This is a genomic window from Cellulosimicrobium sp. AB352 (genome assembly GCF_049538415.1).
GTDB lineage: Bacteria > Actinomycetota > Actinomycetes > Actinomycetales > Cellulomonadaceae > Cellulosimicrobium > Cellulosimicrobium funkei.
Genome location: NZ_JBMVFX010000020.1, coordinates 18,234 through 36,063 on the forward strand (window position 1 = coordinate 18,234; position 17,830 = coordinate 36,063).

The window sequence follows — 17,830 nt, forward strand, 5'->3', positions numbered from 1 at the left end:
GATGCCTCCTGGGAGAGAGCCGGGTGGAGCGAGAGGAAGACGGGGGCGTGCGGTGGTGCGGTGCTCAGGCCGTGCAGAACGACGCGAGCAGCTCGGCCGGGGCGTTCGCGGGGCAGGGCTCGAACGTGAAGATCACGAGCGTGCCGAGGACCGTGACGATCGTGAAGGCGAGGTACAGCGCGAGCTTGAGGACGAGGCGAGTGCCGTCACGCTCGGCGTAGTCGTTGATGATCGTGCGGACGCCGTTGGTGCCGTGGAACATGGCGAGCCACAGCATGAGCAGGTCCCAGATCTGCCAGAACGGCGAGGCCCACTTGCCGGCGACGAAGCCGAAGTCGATCGCGTGCACGCCCTCGCCGACCATGAGGTTGACGAACAGGTGCCCGAAGATGAGGACGATCAGCACGACGCCGGAGGCGCGCATGAAGATCCAGCTGTACAGCTCGTAGTTGCTGCGCGTGGCCTTGCGGCGCTTGTACGGGTCGCGCGGGCTCGCGACCTCGACCGTGGGTGCGGCGGCCATCAGTGCCCCCCTCCGAAGACGTTCATCAGGTGGCGCGGCAGGAACCCGGCCATCGTCACGACGAACAGGCCGACGACGACCCAGAGCATCGTGCGCTGGTACCGCGGGCCCTTGGACCAGAAGTCGACCAGGATGATGCGGATGCCGTTGAAGGCGTGGAAGACGATGGCCGCGACCAGGCCCGCCTCACCGATGCCCATGATCGGCGTCTGGTACGTCCCGATGACGGCGTTGTACGCCTCGGGCGAGACCCGCACGAGCGCCGTGTCGAGCACGTGCACGAGCAGGAAGAAGAAGATGAGCACGCCGGTCACGCGGTGCGCGACCCACGACCACATGCCTTCGCGGCCGCGGTAGAGCGTGCCGGCTGGTGCACTGGGCACTTTGGGGGCCTCCTGTGGCGAGATCAGGGGGAGATGTCACGTTCCGGCCGTGGTCCGGAACTCCCTCAGTCCGGACCCCGGGACCGTCGTCGGCATCGGTCTCAGGGCTTCCACCATAGTGACATCGACGTCATGATGCGGACCGCCGGGGGCGGCGGATCGGCCCGCTGGCATGGGTTTGTGACTGATCCCACAGCCCGCGGGGGAACTGCGGCCCTCACTATGCTGGCCCTCATGGCCTCTTCGCCGCACGACTCCTCCGGCCCGTCCGGGTCGCCGATCCCCGGCTTCTTCGCCGTCGTCCCCGCGGGAGGCGCCGGCACCCGGCTGTGGCCGCTCTCGCGGGCGGGCTCCCCGAAGTTCCTGCTCGACCTCACCGGCTCGGGGCGCTCCCTGCTCCAGGCGACGGTCGACCGGCTCGTGCCGCTCGCGGGGGAGCAGGGCGTCGTGCTCGTCACGGGCGACCGGCACGTCGCGGCGGCGCGCACGCAGCTCCCGGGCCTGCCGGCCGAGAACGTGCTCGCGGAGCCGTCGCCCCGGGACTCGATGGCGGCCATCGGGCTCGCCGCGGCGGTGCTCGAGGCGCGGCACGGCGACGTCGTCGTCGGGTCGTTCGCCGCGGACCAGGTGATCACGGGTCGTGCCGCCTTCGAGTCCTCGGTGCGCGAGGCGGTGGAGGCGGCGCGCGCCGGGTACGTCGTGACGATCGGCATCGCGGCGTCGCGGCCGTCGACGGCGTTCGGGTACGTGCACAGCGGCGCCCCGCTCGGCGTCGCGGGGGCGCCGACCGCGCAGCACGTGCGCGGCTTCACGGAGAAGCCGGACGCCGCGACCGCGCAGCGCTACCTCGCGTCCGGGGAGTACCGGTGGAACGCCGGCATGTTCATCGTGCGCTCGTCCGTGCTCCTCGGGCACCTCGCGGACCAGCGCCCCGAGCTGCACGACGGCCTGCGCGCGATCGCGGCCGCGTGGGACGGCCCCGACCGCGACCGCGTGCTCGCGGAGCGGTGGCCGGCGCTCGAGCGGATCGCGATCGACCACGCGGTGGCCGAGCCGGTCGCCGCGGTCGGGGGCGTCGCCGTCGTCCCCGGCACGTTCGGTTGGGACGACGTGGGCGACTTCAACTCCCTCGCCGCCCTCCTCCCGTCCGTCGACGGGGCGGGCTCCAAGGTGCTCGGCGACACGGGGCGCGTCGTGCGACGCGAGAGCGCGGGCTCGGTCGTCGTGCCCGCGAGCGACCGCGTCGTGACGGTCCTCGGTCTCGACGACGTCGTCGTGGTCGACACCCCCGACGCACTCCTCGTCACGACGCGGGCGCGCGCGCAGCAGGTGAAGTCGATGGTCGACACGGTGCGCGAGCTCGGGATGGACGAGCTCCTGTGAGCGCCGACGTGACCCTCGCCGCCCGCATCGGGGCCGCCGTCGCGCGCCACGTGGACGAGGTCGTGGCGATCCGCCGCGACATCCACGCCCACCCCGAGGTCTCGCGCGCCGAGACGCGCACCACGGCACTGCTCGCCGACCGCCTGCGCGCCGCGGGCCTCGAGCCGCGGCTCCTGCCGGGCACGGGGCTCGTGTGTGACGTCGGCCCGGAGCCGGGCACGACCGCCGCGGGCGTGCCCGACGGCGCGGCCGCCCCGGAGGGCCGCGTCGCCCTGCGTGCGGACATCGACGCGCTGCCGCTCCAGGACCGCTGCGGCCTCCCGTGGGCGTCGACCGTGCCGGGCGTCGCGCACGCGTGCGGCCACGACGTGCACACGGCCGTCGTGCTCGGTGCCGGGCTCGTGCTCGCGGACCTCCACGCGCAGGGCGAGCTGCGCCGCGGCGTGCGGCTCGTGCTCCAGCCCGCCGAGGAGGTCCAGCCGGGCGGGTCGCTCGACGTCCTCGCGGCCGGGGCGATGGACGGCGTCGACGAGATCTACGCCGTGCACTGCGACCCGAAGGTCGACGTGGGTCGCATCGGCACGCGGATCGGCCCGATCACGTCAGCGTCCGACGAGGTCTCCGTGACGATCGCCTCCCCGGGCGGCCACACGTCGCGACCGCACCTGACCGGCGACGTGGTGTACGCGCTGGGCCAGGTCATCACGCAGGTCCCCGCGGTGCTCGGCCGTCGGCTGGACCCGCGCTCGGGCGTCAACCTCACGTGGGGGGCCGTCCACGCGGGCTCCGCGCACAACGCCATCCCGAGCACCGGCACGGTCCGCGGCACCCTGCGCTGCCTCGACGTGCGCGCGTGGGAGTTCGCGGGGCAGGTGCTGCACGACGCGGTGGAGCAGGTCGTCGCGCCGTACGAGGTCGAGGTGACCGTGCACCACACGCGGGGCGTCCCGCCCGTCGAGAACGACGAGCGCTGCACCGGCCTGCTCGAGGCCGCCGCGCGCGACGTCCTGGGCCCGGACAGCGTGGTGCTCACCGAGCAGTCGCTCGGCGGCGAGGACTTCGCCTGGTACCTGACGAAGGTGCCCGGGGCGATGGCCCGCCTCGGCACGCGGACGCCGGGCGGGCGCAGCTACGACATCCACCAGGGCGACCTCCAGGTGGACGAGCGCGCGATCGGCCTGGGCATGCGGCTCCTCGCGCGCGTCGCCGCGGGCCAGGACGGGTGAACCGGTCCCGACCCGTGGACAGGGGTGTGTCACGCCTCAGACGCAAAGTGACGCTTGCATAACGAAGCGCCCGCGTTACCGGCAAGTAACGTGCTGGACCCCTCGGGCTGATTAGTCTTCGGTCCTATAGAGGCCGACGGACCGGTCCTCCCGTGCAACGGTGCTCGGGAGGGCCCAGGGGTCCTTCCCTGCGCGGCACTGCTACGAGAACGACAGGAGCTATCAGGTGAAGAGAGCGACTCAGGTCACCGCCCTCGCGGCGGTCGCCGCGCTCGCGCTGGCCGCGTGCGGCGCCGCGCCCGAGGACGACGAGACGAGCGGCGGCGGCGACAGCACCGCGGGCGGCAACTCCGACTTCTCCGCGTGCATGGTCTCCGACGCCGGCGGGTTCGACGACCAGTCCTTCAACCAGTCGGGCTACGAGGGCCTCGAGAAGGCCAAGACGGAGCTCGGCATCACGACGCACGAGGTCGAGTCCCAGGCGGACACCGACTACGGCCCCAACATCGACAGCCTCGTCCAGCAGGGCTGCAACCTCATCATCGGCGTCGGCTTCCTCCTCGAGGACCCGATCCAGTCGGCTGCCGAGGCGAACACGGACGTGCACTTCGCCCTCATCGACTCGGCGTTCAGCAACCCGGGCGCCACGGCGGACGACCCGCCGGAGTCGGTCGAGATCGACAACGCGAAGCCGATCCTGTTCAACACCGCGGAGGCGGCGTTCCTCGCCGGGTACCTCGCGGCGGGCATGACCGAGACGGGCACGGTCGCCACGTTCGGCGGCATCCAGATCCCGTCGGTCGCCATCTTCATGGACGGCTACGCCGACGGCGTCGCGAAGTACAACGAGGACAACGGCACCGACGTCAAGGTCCTCGGCTGGGACAAGGAAGCGCAGACCGGCACGTTCACCGGCGACTTCGACAACCAGGCGAACGGCCAGAACGTCACGCAGGGCTTCATCGACCAGGGCGCGGACATCATCATGCCCGTGGCCGGCCCGGTGGGCCTCGGTGCCGCCGCGGCGGCCGAGAGCGGTGGCGCGAAGATCATCTGGGTCGACTCGGACGGCTTCCTCACGACGGACTACGGGAGCATCATCCTCACGTCCGTGATGAAGCAGATCGGCCCGGCGGTCTTCGACACCGTGAGCGAGTCGGCGGACGGCAACTTCACGAGCGAGCCGTACGTCGGCACGCTCGAGAACGAGGGCGTCGGCCTGGCGCCGTTCCACGACTTCGAGGACGCGGTCCCGGCCGAGCTGCAGGACCAGATCGCCCAGTACCAGGAGCAGATCATCGCGGGCGACCTCGTCGTCGAGTCGCCGAACGCGCCGTGACGCGACGCTGAACCCGCCGGCCGCCCACGGGCGACCGGCACCGGTGGCCCGGGCCCAGCGCCCGGGCCACCGTCATGACGACGACGGTGTCGTCGGGGCCGCGACGACGCGCCGCGCTCCCGCGGGTGCGGTTCGATGGAGTACCTCGACGGGATCGAGGTCGACACCGCGGTACGACTGCGAAGCACGAGGAGAGGCAGACCGGTGAAGCTGGAGCTGCGAGGGATCACGAAGGTCTTCGGGTCCCTGGTCGCCAACGACCACATCGACCTGGTCATCGAGCCCGGCGAGATCCATGCCCTGCTCGGGGAGAACGGGGCGGGCAAGAGCACGCTCATGAACGTGCTGTACGGGCTGTACGACCCGGACGACGGGCAGATCCTCGTCGACGACGTGCCCGTGCAGTTCGCGGGCCCGGGCGACGCGATGGCCGCCGGCATCGGCATGGTGCACCAGCACTTCATGCTGGTCCCGGTGTTCACGGTCGCCGAGAACGTCGCGCTGGGGCACGAGCCCGTGAAGGGCGCGGGTCTCATCGACGCGCGGCGCGCGCGCCGCCTCGTCCAGGAGATCTCGGACCGGTTCGGGTTCGAGGTGAACCCGGACGCGATGGTCGAGGACATCCCCGTCGGCGTGCAGCAGCGCGTCGAGATCATCAAGGCCCTGTCGCGCGACGCGCGCGTGCTCATCCTCGACGAGCCGACCGCCGTCCTCACGCCGCAGGAGACGGACGAGCTCATCGCGATCATGCGCGAGCTCAAGGCGGCGGGGACGTCGATCGTCTTCATCACGCACAAGCTGCGCGAGGTGCGCGCCGTCGCCGACCGCATCACGGTCATCCGCCGCGGCAAGGTCGTCGGCACCGCCGACCCGAGCGCGAGCGAGACCGAGCTCGCGTCCCTCATGGTCGGGCGCTCCGTCTCCCTCGGGGTCGACAAGGCGCCTGCGGAGAACGGGGACACCACGTTCCACGTCGACGAGCTGACGGTCATGGACGACGCCGGCACGGCCGTCGTCGACCGCGTGAGCCTGGAGGTCGCGCGCGGCGAGATCCTCGTCGTCGCCGGGGTCCAGGGCAACGGCCAGACCGAGCTCACGGAGACGATCGTCGGGCTGCGCAAGCCGGTCGCGGGCTCGATCCTGCTCGACGGCAAGGAGCTCGTGGGGCGCAGCGTGTCCCAGGTGCTCGAGGCGGGCGTGGGCTACGTGCCCGAGGACCGCAGCACCGACGGGATCATTGGGACGTTCTCCGTCGAGGAGAACCTCGTGCTCGACCTCGTGACGTCCGCGCCCTACTCGCGCGGCGGCGCGCTCGCGCGCGGCACGATCCGCGCGAACGCGGAGCAGCGCATCGGCGAGTTCGACGTGCGCACCCAGTCGGTCGAGACCCCGGCGGGCACGCTCTCCGGCGGCAACCAGCAGAAGGTCGTCCTCGCGCGCGAGATGTCGCGCCCGCTGCGCCTGTTCATCGCGTCGCAGCCGACGCGCGGCCTCGACGTCGGCTCGATCGAGTTCGTGCACCGGCGCATCGTGCAGGAGCGCGACAACGGCACGCCCGTGATCATCGTCTCGACCGAGCTCGACGAGGTGCTCGCGCTGGCCGACCGGATCGCCGTGATGTACCGCGGCCGCGTCGTCGGGGTCGTGCCCGGCGACACCGACCGCGACGTCCTCGGCCTCATGATGGCCGGGGTCCCGCTCGAGGAGGCCGTCGTGCAGGCCGCCGAGCACCACACGACCCTCGGCGAGGCGGACGCCGTCGCCGAGGACGCGCCGTCGGGCGCCGCGCAGGACGCGGCCGCCGCCCGCGAGGAGGAGATCCAGTGACCCAGCAGGCCACGCCCGACGACGCGTCGGCGCTCCCGCCGACGGCCGCACCGCCGAGCGACCCCCAGAAGCCGGAGGCGCCGGCCGGGCAGGGCGTCCTGCGCGAGATGCTCGAGAGCAGCTGGCTCGTCTCGCTCCTCGCGATCGTCGCCGCGCTGGTCCTGGGCGGCGTCCTCATCGCGGCCGCCGACCCCGCGGTCCAGGAGGCGGCGTCCTACTTCTTCGCGCGCCCGTCGGACTTCTTCCAGGCCGTCTGGGACGCGGTGTTCGGCGCGTACGCCGCGCTCTTCCAGGGCGCGGTCCTTAACGTCGACGCGCCCGACGTCTCGCGGGCGCTGCGCCCCCTCACCGAGACGATGACGGTCGCGACGCCGCTCATCCTCGCGGGCCTCGGGCTCGGCATCGGCTTCCGCGCGGGCCTGTTCAACATCGGTGCGCAGGGCCAGATCATCGTCGGCGGCATCTTCGCCGGGTTCGTCGGCTGGACGTTCGCGCTCCCGCCGGGGCTGCACCTCCTGCTCGCCGTGCTGGGCGCCGCGCTCGGCGGGGCGCTGTGGGCGAGCATCGCGGGCGTGCTCAAGGCCCGCACGGGCGCCCACGAGGTGATCGTCACGATCATGCTCAACAACATCGCGATCTACCTCGTCGCGTACCTGCTCACGACGAAGCCGTTCCAGGCGCCGGGCAGCTCCAACCCGATCAGCCCGCGCATCCCGGGGAACGCGCAGTTCCCGCTGCTGCTGGGCGAGGGCTTCCGCCTCCACGCGGGGTTCGTCCTCGCGCTGCTCGTCGCGGTCGGCGTGTGGTGGCTCATGGAGCGCTCGACGCTCGGCTTCCGCTTCCGCGCCGTCGGCGAGAACCCGCACGCGGCCCGGACCGCGGGCATGTCGGTCCCGTGGACGACGGTGTGGGTCATGGCCATCGCGGGCGCGCTCGCGGGTCTCGCGGGCAGCGCGCAGGTGCTCGGCACGGAGCACGTGCTCACCGCGGGCGTCGCGGCGAGCTTCGGGTTCGACGCGATCACGGTGGCGCTGCTCGGGCGGTCCCGTCCGCTCGGGACGGTGCTCGCCGGCCTGCTGTTCGGCGCGCTGCGCGCGGGCGGGTTCGTCATGCAGGCCCGCACGGGCACGCCGATCGACATCGTCCTCGTCGTGCAGTCGCTGATCGTGCTCTTCATCGCCGCGCCGCCGCTCGTGCGGGCGATCTTCCGCCTCCCGACCCCGGGCGGCCCGACGCGCGCCGAACGGCAGGCAGCCCGCCGCCGCGCGAAGGCCGTCCCGACCACGACGACCACCCAGGAGGCCGGAGCATGAGCACCGCGACCACCACCCCGGCACCGGCCGCCGCGCCGGAGCGCGCGGCCAAGCCGCTGCCGCCCATCAGCTGGAAGGCCCCGGTCGCGTACGGGGTCATCGGGCTGCTGGCCCTCGTCTTCTTCGCGCTGCTCCCCGCGGGCGGCCAGCAGACGACGTTCCGCCTCTCGACGGCGAAGGACTTCTTCCAGATCGAGCCGATCACGGTGAGCTCCACCGGGGCGGCGCTGTTCCTGTCGATCCTCGCGCTGCTGCTCGCGGGCCTGTCGTTCTGGGCCGCGCGCGACCGGCGCAAGGTCGGCGTGTGGCTGCCGATCGTGTACGGCGTCGCGGTCGTCTTCGCGTTCCTCTCCTGGGCCGGGGCCGGGAAGTCGGCGATCCCGCTGACGGGCCTGCTCCAGGGCTCGCTCTTCCTCGCGGTCCCGCTCGTGTTCGGCGCGCTCTCCGGCGTGCTGTGCGAGCGCGTCGGCATCATCAACATCGCGATCGAGGGCCAGCTCCTCGCGGGGGCCTTCCTCGCCGCGGTCGTCGCCTCGCTCACGTCGTCGGCGTACGCCGGCCTCATCGCCGCGCCGATCGCGGGCGCGCTCGTGGGCGTGCTGCTCGTGATCTTCTCCGTGAAGTACTGGGTGAACCAGATCATCGTCGGCGTCGTGCTCAACGTGCTGGTCGTCGGCGTGACGAGCTACCTCTACTCGACGGTCCTCAGCGCGGACCCGGCGACGTGGAACTCGCGCAACCCGCTGCCCGTCATCGAGATCCCGGTGCTGTCGCAGATCCCGGTCGTCGGGCCGGTGCTGTTCCGCCAGACCCTCCTCGTGTACCTCATGTACGTGGTCGTGATCCTGCTGCAGGTCTTCCTGTTCCGCAGCCGCTGGGGCCTGCGCCTGCGCGCGGTCGGCGAGCACCCGAAGGCCGCCGACACCGTCGGCATCAAGGTCAACGCGACGCGCGTGCGCAACACGATCCTCGGCGGCGCGGTCGCCGGCCTCGGCGGCGCGTTCTTCACCGTCGCCGCGGGGCTCGCCTTCGGCAAGGAGATGACGGGCGGCAAGGGCTTCATCGCGCTCGCCGCGATGATCCTCGGGCGCTGGAACCCGGTCGGCGCGCTCGTCGCGGCGCTCCTGTTCGGGTTCTCGGACAACCTCCAGACGGTGCTCGGCATCGTCGGGACGCCGATCCCGAGCCAGATCATGCTCATGACGCCGTACGTCGTGACGATCTTCGCCGTCGCCGGCCTCGTCGGGCGCGTGCGCCCGCCGGCCGCCGAGGGCATCCCCTACGTCAAGTGAGGACGGCATGACGGACGTGCACGACGGCGGTACCCGGCCGGGCGGGGGGACGGACCCGGACGGGTCCGCCGCCGGGCCGGCCGTCGACTGGGACGCGCTGCGCACCGCGGCGCGCGACATCATGACCCGCGCCTACGCGCCGTACTCGGGCTTCCCCGTGGGTGCGGCCGCGCTCGTGGACGACGGCCGCGTCGTCGTCGGCTGCAACGTGGAGAACGCCGCCTACGGCGTGACGCTGTGCGCGGAGTGCTCGCTCGTGAGCTCGCTCGTCGGCTCGGGCGGCGGCCGCCTCGTGGCGTTCGCGTGCGTCGACCGCCACGGCGCGCCGCTCATGCCGTGCGGCCGGTGCCGCCAGCTCCTGTGGGAGCACGGAGGGCCCGACCTGCTGGTCGAGACGGTGCGTGGTATCAAGACGATGAGGGACGTGCTGCCCGACGCCTTCGGGCCCGAGGATCTGGAGGAGCGCTCGTGACCAGCGACGACGTGGCCACGCAGGACGGCATCGAGGACGACGGCGAGGACCGCGCCACCGAGGGGCCGGCCCCGGAGGCGTTCGACGCGGTCGACGTCATCCGGACCAAGCGCGACGGGGCGCGGCTCGCGCCCGAGCAGATCGACTGGGTGATCGACGCGTACACGCGCGGCGTCGTGGCCGAGGAGCAGATGGCCGCCCTCGCGATGGCGATCTACCTCAACGGCATGGACCGCGCCGAGATCGGCCGCTGGACGCAGGCGATGATCGCGTCGGGCGAGCGCATGGACTTCTCGGGGCTCTCGCGCCCGACGGCGGACAAGCACTCGACCGGGGGAGTCGGCGACAAGATCACGCTGCCCCTCGCGCCGCTCGTCGCGGTGTACGGCGTCGCGGTGCCGCAGCTCTCCGGCCGCGGCCTGGGCCACACGGGCGGCACGCTCGACAAGCTCGAGGCGATCCCGGGGTGGCGCGCGGCGCTGACCAACGCGCAGATGATGAACGCGCTCGAGCACGTCGGCGCCGTGATCTGCCAGGCGGGCTCGGGCCTCGCGCCCGCCGACCGCCTCCTGTACGCGCTGCGCGACGTCACGGGGACGGTCGAGTCGATCCCGCTCATCGCGAGCTCGATCATGAGCAAGAAGATCGCGGAGGGCACGGGCGCGCTCGTGCTCGACGTCAAGGTCGGCTCGGGCGCGTTCATGAAGGAGCTCGGCTCGGCGCGCGAGCTCGCGCGCACGATGGTCGACCTCGGGACCGACGCCGGCGTGCGCACGGTCGCGCTGCTCACCGACATGTCGACCCCGCTCGGCCTCACCGCGGGCAACGCGCTCGAGGTGCGCGAGTCCGTCGAGGTGATGAAGGGCGAGGGGCCGCAGGACGTCGTCGACCTCACGGTCGCGCTCGCGCTCGAGATGCTCGCCGGGGCGGGCCGCCCGCAGGACGAGGACGACGTGCGCCACGCGCTCCTGGGCGGGCGCGCGCTCGACAAGTGGCGCGAGATGATCGCGGAGCAGGGCGGCGACTCGCGCGCCCCGCTGCCCGTCGCGCGCGAGCGCGAGCACGTCGTGGCCGACCGCGACGGGGTGCTCGAACGGCTCGACGCGTACGCCGTCGGGGTCGCCGCGTGGCGCCTCGGGGCGGGCCGGGCCCGCAAGGAGGACCCGGTGCAGGCGGGCGCGGGCGTCGAGCTCTTCGCCAAGCCCGGCGACACCGTCCGCAAGGGCCAGCACCTCATGACCCTGCACACCGACACCCCGGAGCGCTTCGAGCGCGCGGTGCAGGCCCTCGACGGCGCGTGGTCCGTCGCGGAGCCCGGCACCGTGGTCGAGCGCGGCTCGGTCGTCCTGGACCGCGTCGACTGAGCGTGACGGGCGACGAGCAGGCCCCGCCCGAGCCGGCCGACACGCGTCGGCCGCGGTCGGTCTACGGCGTGGGGACCGAGCCCGACGCGCGGTTCAGCCTCGCCAACGAGCGCACGGCCCTCGCGTGGGTGCGCACCGGGCTGGGCCTGGTCGCGGGCGGCGTCGCGCTGACGTCGTTCGCGACGTTCGCGGGCATGGCGGGCCTGCTCGACGTCGTCGCGGGCGTCGCGTGCCTCGCCGGCGCCGGGTTCGCGGGCTACGCGCTCGTGTCGTGGCGCCGTAACGAGCGGGCCCTGCGGCTGCGGTGGCGCCTCCCGGCGCCGAGCGGCCTGCCGGTGCTCGTCGTCGGCGTCGTCGTGCTGGCACTGCTGCTCGCGGGCTACGCCGTCGGGGCGGCGACCGGAGGGTGAGCGTGCCGTCGGGGGAGCCCGGCGCCGTGCCGCCGCAGGACGAGGGGCTGCAGCCCGAGCGCACGGCGCTCGCGTGGCAGCGCACGGTGCTCGGGGTCGTGGTCGGTGCGCTCGTGCTCGCCGCCGCCGGGCTGCGCTCCGGCTCCGTGGTCACGGTGTGCGCGGCGGTCGCGGTGGCCGTGCTCGCGCTCGTCCCCGCGGTGCTGCGCCCGCCGACCGGCGGGCTCCCGCGTGACGGGCGGCTCCACTCGTGGTCGTTCCTCGTGCGCGTCGGCGGCCTCGTCGTCGTGCTCGCCCTCGTGGGCGCGGCCTGGGCGTTCGGCCGGGTCCTCGGCGGTGCCGCGTGAGGCGCGGGCCGGGGGCGCTGCGGGCGACCGACCTCGCGCGCCTCCTCCCGGCGCGCACCCTGCCGCCGTCCCCGCCGTCCGGCGCCTACGCGCCCGACGCCGCGACCTCCCACGTGCTCGACCTCGCGCGCCGCGCGGGGCACCCCGAGCACCGCGTGCGCGCGCTCGCGACGACCCTCGACGGGCTGCGGCCCGCGGACCGGCGTGCCGTCGTCGACCCGCTGCGCCGGCTCGACGGACCTGGCGAGGGACCCGCTGTCAGGCCGCTCGAGATCGCGGGCGCGCCCGCGCGCCAGACGGACGGGACGACGTGCGGCTCGGCCGTGCTGGGCCTCCTCGCCGCGGCGGGCGACCCGGTGCTCGCCCTGTGGCTCGCCACCGGGCTGCGCCCGGGGGAGGCCGCGCGGCACGACCCGGTGGACGTCCGTGCCCGGGGTGGCGCCGCGCGGTTCCGGGCGCTCCAGCACGCGCTCAAGCGCCGCACGAACCGGCGCGCGCTCGGGCCGCTGCCGTGGCCCACGGCGCTCGGGACGCCGCCCTGGGGCGCCGCCCGGACCGCACGTCACGCGGACGTGCGGTTCGTGGACCGGGTCGTCGCGGGCCCGGGCGCGGAGCGCGTCGTGGGCGCCGCGCTCGCGGCGGCGGCGCGCGGCGTGCCGGTGCCGCTCTTCACCGGGGGAGACCTCGCGCTCGGGCTCGCGACCGCCGTCCCGCGCCACGTCGTGCTCCTCACCGACGCCGACGCCGTGGCGGGACGGTGCCGGGTCTACGAGCCGTCGTCGGGCACGCTCCGCACCGTCGCGGCGGGCGCGCTCCTCGACGGTGCCCGGGTGCCCGCCGTGCGCCGCGCGCTCGGGGGCTGGCCGCACGTGTGCTGGGCGCTCCTGCCCGACGGCCGCGCTGGCGAGGCCGTGCGCCCGGCGGCAGGATGGGCGCAGCCGCCACGACCGTGGTGAGCACGCCGATCGTCGAGGAGGAGTCGCGATGAGCACCGTGCCCGGGAACGACGCATGGCGGGACGCCGGTCTGGACGAGCACGGCGAGGACGCCGTCAGCCTGGTGGAAGAGGTCGAGGACGACGACCCCGGGGTCGAGGACCCCGTGCACGAGGTCGACGAGTACCAGCCGCGCACCCCGCGCCCCGACCTGGAGGGCGAGGCCGCCGAGGCCGACGTCGTCGAGCAGGCGTCCGCCGTGCCCGGCAGCGACGACGACTACGCCTGACCGTCCGCACCCGGCCGGTGCGCTCGGCGCGAGGCGGGGCGTACCGGCCGGTACCGTGAGCGCATGACCACCGAGAACGCCCCGCTGACGGTCGACGTCATCCGCGCGCTGCCCAAGGTCGTGCTGCACGACCATCTTGACGGCGGGCTCCGCCCCGCCACGATCCTCGAGCTCGCCGCCGACGTGGGGCACCAGCTCCCCGCGGACGACGCCGAGGCGCTCGGCGCCTGGTTCGCGGAGTCCGCGGACTCCGGGTCGCTCGCGCGCTACCTCGAGACGTTCGACCACACGATCGCCGTCATGCAGACGCGCGACGCCCTCGCCCGCGTGGCGCGCGAGGCCGTGCTCGACCTCGCGCGCGACGGCGTCGTGTACGCCGAGCAGCGCTGGGCGCCCGAGCAGCACCTCCAGCGCGGCCTCACCCTCCAGGAGACGGTCGACGCCGTGCAGTCCGGCATCGAGCAGGGCGTCGCCGAGGCGGCCGCGGAGGGGCGGACCATCCGCGTCGGGCAGCTCGTCACCGCGATGCGGCACGCCGACCGCTGGTCCGAGATCGCGGAGCTCGCGGTCGCGAACCGCGGGAACGGCGTCGTCGGGTTCGACATCGCGGGCGCGGAGGACGGCTTCCCGCCCTCGCGCCACGTCGAGATCTGGCGCTACCTGGCCGAGCAGAACTTCCCCGTGACGATCCACGCGGGCGAGGCGGCGGGCCCGCAGTCGATCGCCGAGGCCGTGCACCTCGGCCAGGCGAGCCGCATCGGCCACGGCGTGCGCATCGTCGAGGACATCGCGTTCGACCCGGAGTTCCCGCACAGCGCCGAGGGCGAGCCCGGGACGGCCGCGCTCGGCCTCCTCGCGCACTGGGTGCGCGACCACCAGATCCCGCTCGAGCTGTGCCCGTCGTCGAACGTGCAGACCGGGGCGGCGACGTCGATCGCCGACCACCCGATCACGCGCCTCAAGGAGCTCGACTTCGCGGTCACGCTCAACACCGACAACCGGCTCATGTCGCGCACGACGATGACCCAGGAGATGGCGCTCCTCGTCGAGCACGCGGGCTGGACCATCGACGACCTCGCGGACGTCACGATGACCGCCGCGTGGAGCGCGTTCGTGCACCACGACGAGCGTCGTGCGCTCGTCGACGACGTGATCCTCCCCGGCTACCAGCAGATCGAAGGAGCGCAGCTGTGAGCGACACGACCGGCACGCAGCCCCTGGACGCGGCGGGCCTGGCCCGCTTCGTCGACCACACGCTGCTCAAGCCCGAGGCCACCCCCGCGGACGTCGCGGCGCTCGTCGAGGAGGGCGTCCGCCTGGGCGTCTACTCCGTGTGCGTCTCCCCGTCGATGCTGCCCCTGGACCCGGCGACCACGCGCGAGCGCGGGCTGCTCGTCGCGACGGTGTGCGGCTTCCCGTCGGGCAAGCACCACAGCGACGTCAAGGCGTTCGAGGCCGCCCGGTCCGTCCGCGACGGCGCCGACGAGGTCGACATGGTCATCGACGTCGGCGCGGCCAAGGCCGGCGCGTGGGACGCGGTACGCGACGACGTCGCGGCCGTCCGCGCCGCCGTCCCTGTGGACAGGGTCCTCAAGGTCATCATCGAGTCCGCCGCGCTCACGGACCACGAGATCGTCGAGGCGTGCCGCGCGTCCGAGGCGGCGGGCGCGGACTTCGTCAAGACCTCGACCGGGTTCCACCCGGCCGGAGGCGCGTCGACGCACGCCGTCTCGATCATGGCCGAGACCGTCGGCGGTCGCCTGGGCGTCAAGGCGTCCGGCGGCGTCCGCACGCTCGCCGACGCGCTCGCGATGATCGAGCACGGCGCCACGCGCCTCGGGCTGTCCGGTACCGCCGCCGTCCTCGCGGGGTTCGGCGGCGCGGACGCCCCCTCTGCCGGGGACGCGGCCTACTGAGCGTCGTGACGGCGGCGGTGACCGTCGTCGCGCAGGTGTGACGAGCCGGGGTCCCCGGTCACCGGAACGTTCCGGCGACCGGGGACCCCGGCTCGTGGTGGCTCAGAGGCCGAGCGCGCGCGTCATGTCGGCCTTGACGCGGTCGATGCGGTCGCGGGCGAAGGCGCGGGCCGCGGTGAGGTCGTCGTGCGAGGCGTCCGGGGCGACCGGGACCACGACCTCCAGGTAGCACTTGACCTTCGGCTCGGTGCCGCTCGGGCGCACGATGACGCGCGTGCCGTCCGCGGTGAGGATCCGCACGCCGTCCGTCGGCGGGAGCCCGTCCAGGCCCGCGGAGAGGTCGGTGACGTCGGAGACGCCGGCCCCCGCGAGGGTGCGCGGGGGAGCGGCCCGCAGGTGGGCCATCGTCTCGCCGATGCGGTCGAGGTCCTCGAACCGGGCGGAGAGCTGGTCGCTCACGTGCAGGCCGTGGGCGCGCGCCAGGTCGTCGAGCGCGTCGACGATCGAGCGTCCCTCGGCCTTGAGGCGGTTCGCGAGCTGCGCGACGAGCAGCGCCGCGCTGATGCCGTCCTTGTCCCGGACGTGGGCCGGGTCGACGCAGTAGCCGAGCGCCTCCTCGTAGCCGAACACGAGGCCGTCGACGCGCGAGATCCATTTGAACCCGGTGAGCGTCGTCGCGAAGCCGAGCCCGTGCGCGGCCGCGATCTTGCCCAGCAGCCGCGACGACACGATCGAGCAGGCGAGCACGCCCCCCGGGGCGCCCGACGCGGCGACGCGGCGCGCGACGTCGTCGCCCAGGAGCGCGCCGACCTCGTCGCCGTGCAGCATGCGCCAGCCGTTCGACCGGGCCGTCTCCGCGCCCTGGTAGGTCCCGACGCGCGGGTCGAGCACCGCGACGGCGCACCGGTCGGCGTCGGGGTCGTTGGCGAGCACGACGTCGGCCGCCGCGTCCTGCGCGACGGCGAGCGCGAGGTCCATCGCGCCCGGCTCCTCGGGGTTGGGGAAAGCGACGGACGGGAAGTCGGGGTTCGGGTCGAGCTGCTCCTCGACCGGCACGACCGTCGTGAAGCCCGCGTCGCGCAGGACGTGCGCGACCGTCTCGCCGCCCACACCGTGCAGCGCCGTGGTGACGACCTTGAGGTCGCGCCGTGCGCCGTCGGACAGCGCGAGGACCGACCGCTCGTAGGCGACGACGACCTCGCGGTCCAGCACGGTCCAGCCGGACGACGCGCGCGGGACGGACCGCGCCGGCCCGACGGCCGCGATCGCGGCGGCGATGTGCGCGTCGTACGGCGGGACGATCTGGGCGCCCTGGCCGGAGTCGGTGACGACGCGGCCGCCCAGGTAGACCTTGTACCCGTTGTCGGCGGGCGGGTTGTGGCTCGCGGTCACCATGACGCCCGCGTCGGCGCCGAGGTGGCGCACCGCGAAGGCGAGGACGGGCGTCGGCAGGGCCGACGGCAGGACGAGCACGTCGAGGCCCGCCGCCGTGAGCACGGCCGCGCTGTCCACCGCGAACGTGCGGGAGCGGTGCCGCGCGTCGAACCCGACGACGACGCGCGGTCGCGCCGCGCCGCCCGCGCCCGCCGGGCCCAGGGTGTCGAGCAGGTAGGCGCCCAGGCCCGCGGCCGCGCGGATCACGACCGCGCGGTTCATGCGGTGCGGCCCCGCCTCCATGCGCCCGCGCAGGCCCGCCGTGCCGAACTCGAGCGGGCCGGAGAACCGGTCCTGCAGGTCGGCGAGCGCGCGCACGCGCACGTCGTGCTTGCGCGGGTCGGGGGAGTCGACGAGCTCGAGCAGACGGCGCAGCTCGTCCTGGTCGCCCGCGTCGACGTCGTCGTCGATCCACGCCGTGACGCGCGCGAGGAACGCCGCGTGGTCGGTCCCCGGGTCGAAGGTCGGGTCGTCGGCCGGGTCGGCCCGGTGCCCCGCAGTGCGGTCCGTCATGTCACACCAGCTTCGCGATGTCGGCCAGGAGGGCGCTGATCCGGGGTCCCGCGGCCTGGCCGGCCTCGATGACCTCGGCGTGGGAGAGCGGCGTCGGGCTGATCCCGGCGGCGAGGTTCGTCACGAGCGAGACGCCGAGCACCTCCAGGCCGCAGTGCCGGGCCGCGATGGCCTCGAGCGTCGTGGACATGCCGACGAGGTCGGCGCCGAGGACCCCGGCCATCCGCACCTCGGCGGGCGTCTCGTAGTGCGGCCCGGGGAACTGGGCGTACACGCCCTCGGGCAGCGTCGGGTCGACGCGGTGCGCGAGCTCGCGCAGGCGCGGCGAGTACACGTCGGTCAGGTCGACGAACGTCGGCCCCTCCAGCGGGCTGCGGGCCGTGAGGTTGATGTGGTCGGAGAGGAGGACGGGCGTGCCCGCGCCCCACTCCTGGTTGAGCCCGCCGCAGCCGTTCGTGAGGATGAGCGTCTCCGCGCCCGTCGCGGCGGCCGTGCGCACGCCGTGCACGACGGCGCGCACCCCCTTGCCCTCGTACAGGTGCGTGCGCGAGCCGAGCACGAGGGCGTGCCGCACCGAGCCGTCGGCGCGCTCGACGCGGATGGACCGCGTCACCGAGAGGTGCCCCGCGACCGCGGGTGCGGAGAAGCCGGGGATCTCGTGCGTCGGGACCTCCGCGACGACCTCCCCGAGCAGCTCCGCGGCGCCGCCCCAGCCCGACCCGAGCACGAGGGCCATGTCGTGGCCCTCGACCCCGGTGGCCTGCGCGATGTGGTCGGCCGCGGCCCGGGCCACGAGGAAGGGGTCGGTCGCGGGATCGTCGAGCGGGGGTGTGCTCGGAGGCGTCGTCGTCATGGTCGCAAGGC

General features: G+C 74.1%; 18 protein-coding genes. 14 read left to right on the forward strand and 4 right to left on the reverse strand.

What is annotated here, in order from left to right:
* Positions 1 to 64: 64 nt before the first annotated feature.
* Both ACPCUX_RS14335 and sdhC read right to left on the reverse strand, forming a co-directional pair.
* Positions 65 to 523 (reverse strand): succinate dehydrogenase hydrophobic membrane anchor subunit, encoded by a 459-nt coding sequence (locus tag ACPCUX_RS14335; protein WP_021481378.1) that lies wholly within the window; start codon positions 521 to 523, stop codon positions 65 to 67.
* Entirely contained in the window at positions 523 to 906 is a 384-nt protein-coding gene (sdhC, locus tag ACPCUX_RS14340; RefSeq protein WP_021481379.1) for a succinate dehydrogenase, cytochrome b556 subunit, read from the reverse strand. The genes ACPCUX_RS14335 and sdhC overlap by 1 nt, the downstream gene beginning before the upstream one ends.
* Before the next feature lie 234 nt (positions 907 to 1,140).
* Here sdhC and ACPCUX_RS14345 point away from each other — a divergent pair, with 234 nt between their 5' ends.
* From ACPCUX_RS14345 to deoC, 14 genes are all read left to right on the forward strand, one after another.
* Entirely contained in the window at positions 1,141 to 2,289 is a 1,149-nt protein-coding gene (locus ACPCUX_RS14345; protein WP_114552702.1) for a mannose-1-phosphate guanylyltransferase, read from the forward strand.
* Positions 2,286 to 3,515, forward strand: a complete 1,230-nt coding sequence (locus tag ACPCUX_RS14350; RefSeq protein ID WP_354806077.1) for an amidohydrolase — start codon at positions 2,286 to 2,288, stop codon at positions 3,513 to 3,515. The genes ACPCUX_RS14345 and ACPCUX_RS14350 overlap by 4 nt, the downstream gene beginning before the upstream one ends.
* Positions 3,516 to 3,741: 226 nt before the next feature.
* Complete coding sequence (locus ACPCUX_RS14355) at positions 3,742 to 4,854, forward strand: BMP family lipoprotein (protein ID WP_395413729.1); 1,113 nt, start codon at positions 3,742 to 3,744, stop codon at positions 4,852 to 4,854.
* 204 nt (positions 4,855 to 5,058) lie between these two features.
* Entirely contained in the window at positions 5,059 to 6,681 is a 1,623-nt protein-coding gene (locus ACPCUX_RS14360; protein WP_051027470.1) for an ABC transporter ATP-binding protein, read from the forward strand.
* Positions 6,678 to 7,994, forward strand: a complete 1,317-nt coding sequence (locus tag ACPCUX_RS14365) for an ABC transporter permease (protein WP_423389028.1) — start codon at positions 6,678 to 6,680, stop codon at positions 7,992 to 7,994. The genes ACPCUX_RS14360 and ACPCUX_RS14365 overlap by 4 nt, the downstream gene beginning before the upstream one ends.
* Positions 7,991 to 9,286 (forward strand): ABC transporter permease, encoded by a 1,296-nt coding sequence (locus tag ACPCUX_RS14370; RefSeq protein WP_034651148.1) that lies wholly within the window; start codon positions 7,991 to 7,993, stop codon positions 9,284 to 9,286. The genes ACPCUX_RS14365 and ACPCUX_RS14370 overlap by 4 nt, the downstream gene beginning before the upstream one ends.
* Before the next feature lie 7 nt (positions 9,287 to 9,293).
* Positions 9,294 to 9,758 carry a cytidine deaminase gene (locus ACPCUX_RS14375; RefSeq protein WP_021482587.1) on the forward strand — a complete coding sequence of 155 codons (465 nt, stop codon included), beginning with the start codon at positions 9,294 to 9,296 and terminating at the stop codon, positions 9,756 to 9,758.
* A 29-nt stretch (positions 9,759 to 9,787) separates the two neighbouring features.
* Positions 9,788 to 11,122, forward strand: coding sequence for a thymidine phosphorylase (locus tag ACPCUX_RS14380; RefSeq protein ID WP_085388819.1), 1,335 nt, complete (start codon positions 9,788 to 9,790; stop codon positions 11,120 to 11,122).
* 2 nt (positions 11,123 to 11,124) lie between these two features.
* The gene (locus ACPCUX_RS14385; RefSeq protein ID WP_034651145.1) at positions 11,125 to 11,532 is read left to right on the forward strand and encodes a YidH family protein; all 408 of its coding nucleotides are present in this window, start codon (positions 11,125 to 11,127) and stop codon (positions 11,530 to 11,532) included.
* On the forward strand, positions 11,529 to 11,879 hold the full coding sequence (locus ACPCUX_RS14390) for a DUF202 domain-containing protein (protein WP_423389029.1): 351 nt from the start codon (positions 11,529 to 11,531) through the stop codon (positions 11,877 to 11,879). The genes ACPCUX_RS14385 and ACPCUX_RS14390 overlap by 4 nt, the downstream gene beginning before the upstream one ends.
* On the forward strand, positions 11,876 to 12,835 hold the full coding sequence (locus ACPCUX_RS14395; protein WP_423389030.1) for a hypothetical protein: 960 nt from the start codon (positions 11,876 to 11,878) through the stop codon (positions 12,833 to 12,835). The genes ACPCUX_RS14390 and ACPCUX_RS14395 overlap by 4 nt, the downstream gene beginning before the upstream one ends.
* 28 nt (positions 12,836 to 12,863) lie before the next feature.
* The gene (locus ACPCUX_RS14400; RefSeq protein ID WP_034653952.1) at positions 12,864 to 13,103 is read left to right on the forward strand and encodes a hypothetical protein; all 240 of its coding nucleotides are present in this window, start codon (positions 12,864 to 12,866) and stop codon (positions 13,101 to 13,103) included.
* Positions 13,104 to 13,166: 63 nt separating this feature from the next.
* Positions 13,167 to 14,297 carry an adenosine deaminase gene (locus ACPCUX_RS14405; RefSeq protein ID WP_423389031.1) on the forward strand — a complete coding sequence of 377 codons (1,131 nt, stop codon included), beginning with the start codon at positions 13,167 to 13,169 and terminating at the stop codon, positions 14,295 to 14,297.
* Complete coding sequence (deoC, locus tag ACPCUX_RS14410; protein WP_051027477.1) at positions 14,294 to 15,019, forward strand: deoxyribose-phosphate aldolase; 726 nt, start codon at positions 14,294 to 14,296, stop codon at positions 15,017 to 15,019. Before ACPCUX_RS14405 ends, deoC begins: the two co-directional genes overlap by 4 nt.
* 102 nt (positions 15,020 to 15,121) lie before the next feature.
* Here deoC and ACPCUX_RS14415 read toward each other — a convergent pair whose 3' ends face one another.
* Both ACPCUX_RS14415 and ACPCUX_RS14420 read right to left on the reverse strand, forming a co-directional pair.
* Positions 15,122 to 16,966 (reverse strand): phospho-sugar mutase, encoded by a 1,845-nt coding sequence (locus ACPCUX_RS14415; protein ID WP_423389032.1) that lies wholly within the window; start codon positions 16,964 to 16,966, stop codon positions 15,122 to 15,124.
* Position 16,967: 1 nt separating this feature from the next.
* Complete coding sequence (locus ACPCUX_RS14420; protein WP_043651298.1) at positions 16,968 to 17,819, reverse strand: purine-nucleoside phosphorylase; 852 nt, start codon at positions 17,817 to 17,819, stop codon at positions 16,968 to 16,970.
* Positions 17,820 to 17,830 lie beyond the last annotated feature (11 nt).

Bases quoted from the DNA above. Each gene is read 5' to 3' on its own strand.
- ACPCUX_RS14335 (WP_021481378.1), bottom strand. From the start codon at position 523: ATGGCCGCCGCACCCACGGTCGAGGTCGCGAGCCCGCGCGACCCGTAC.
- ACPCUX_RS14345 (WP_114552702.1), top strand. From the start codon at position 1,141: ATGGCCTCTTCGCCGCACGACTCCTCCGGCCCGTCCGGGTCGCCGATC.
- ACPCUX_RS14370 (WP_034651148.1), top strand. From the start codon at position 7,991: ATGAGCACCGCGACCACCACCCCGGCACCGGCCGCCGCGCCGGAGCGC.
- ACPCUX_RS14375 (WP_021482587.1), top strand. From the start codon at position 9,294: ATGACGGACGTGCACGACGGCGGTACCCGGCCGGGCGGGGGGACGGAC.
- ACPCUX_RS14400 (WP_034653952.1), top strand. From the start codon at position 12,864: ATGAGCACCGTGCCCGGGAACGACGCATGGCGGGACGCCGGTCTGGAC.
- ACPCUX_RS14405 (WP_423389031.1), top strand. From the start codon at position 13,167: ATGACCACCGAGAACGCCCCGCTGACGGTCGACGTCATCCGCGCGCTG.
- ACPCUX_RS14415 (WP_423389032.1), bottom strand. From the start codon at position 16,966: ATGACGGACCGCACTGCGGGGCACCGGGCCGACCCGGCCGACGACCCG.
- ACPCUX_RS14420 (WP_043651298.1), bottom strand. From the start codon at position 17,819: ATGACGACGACGCCTCCGAGCACACCCCCGCTCGACGATCCCGCGACC.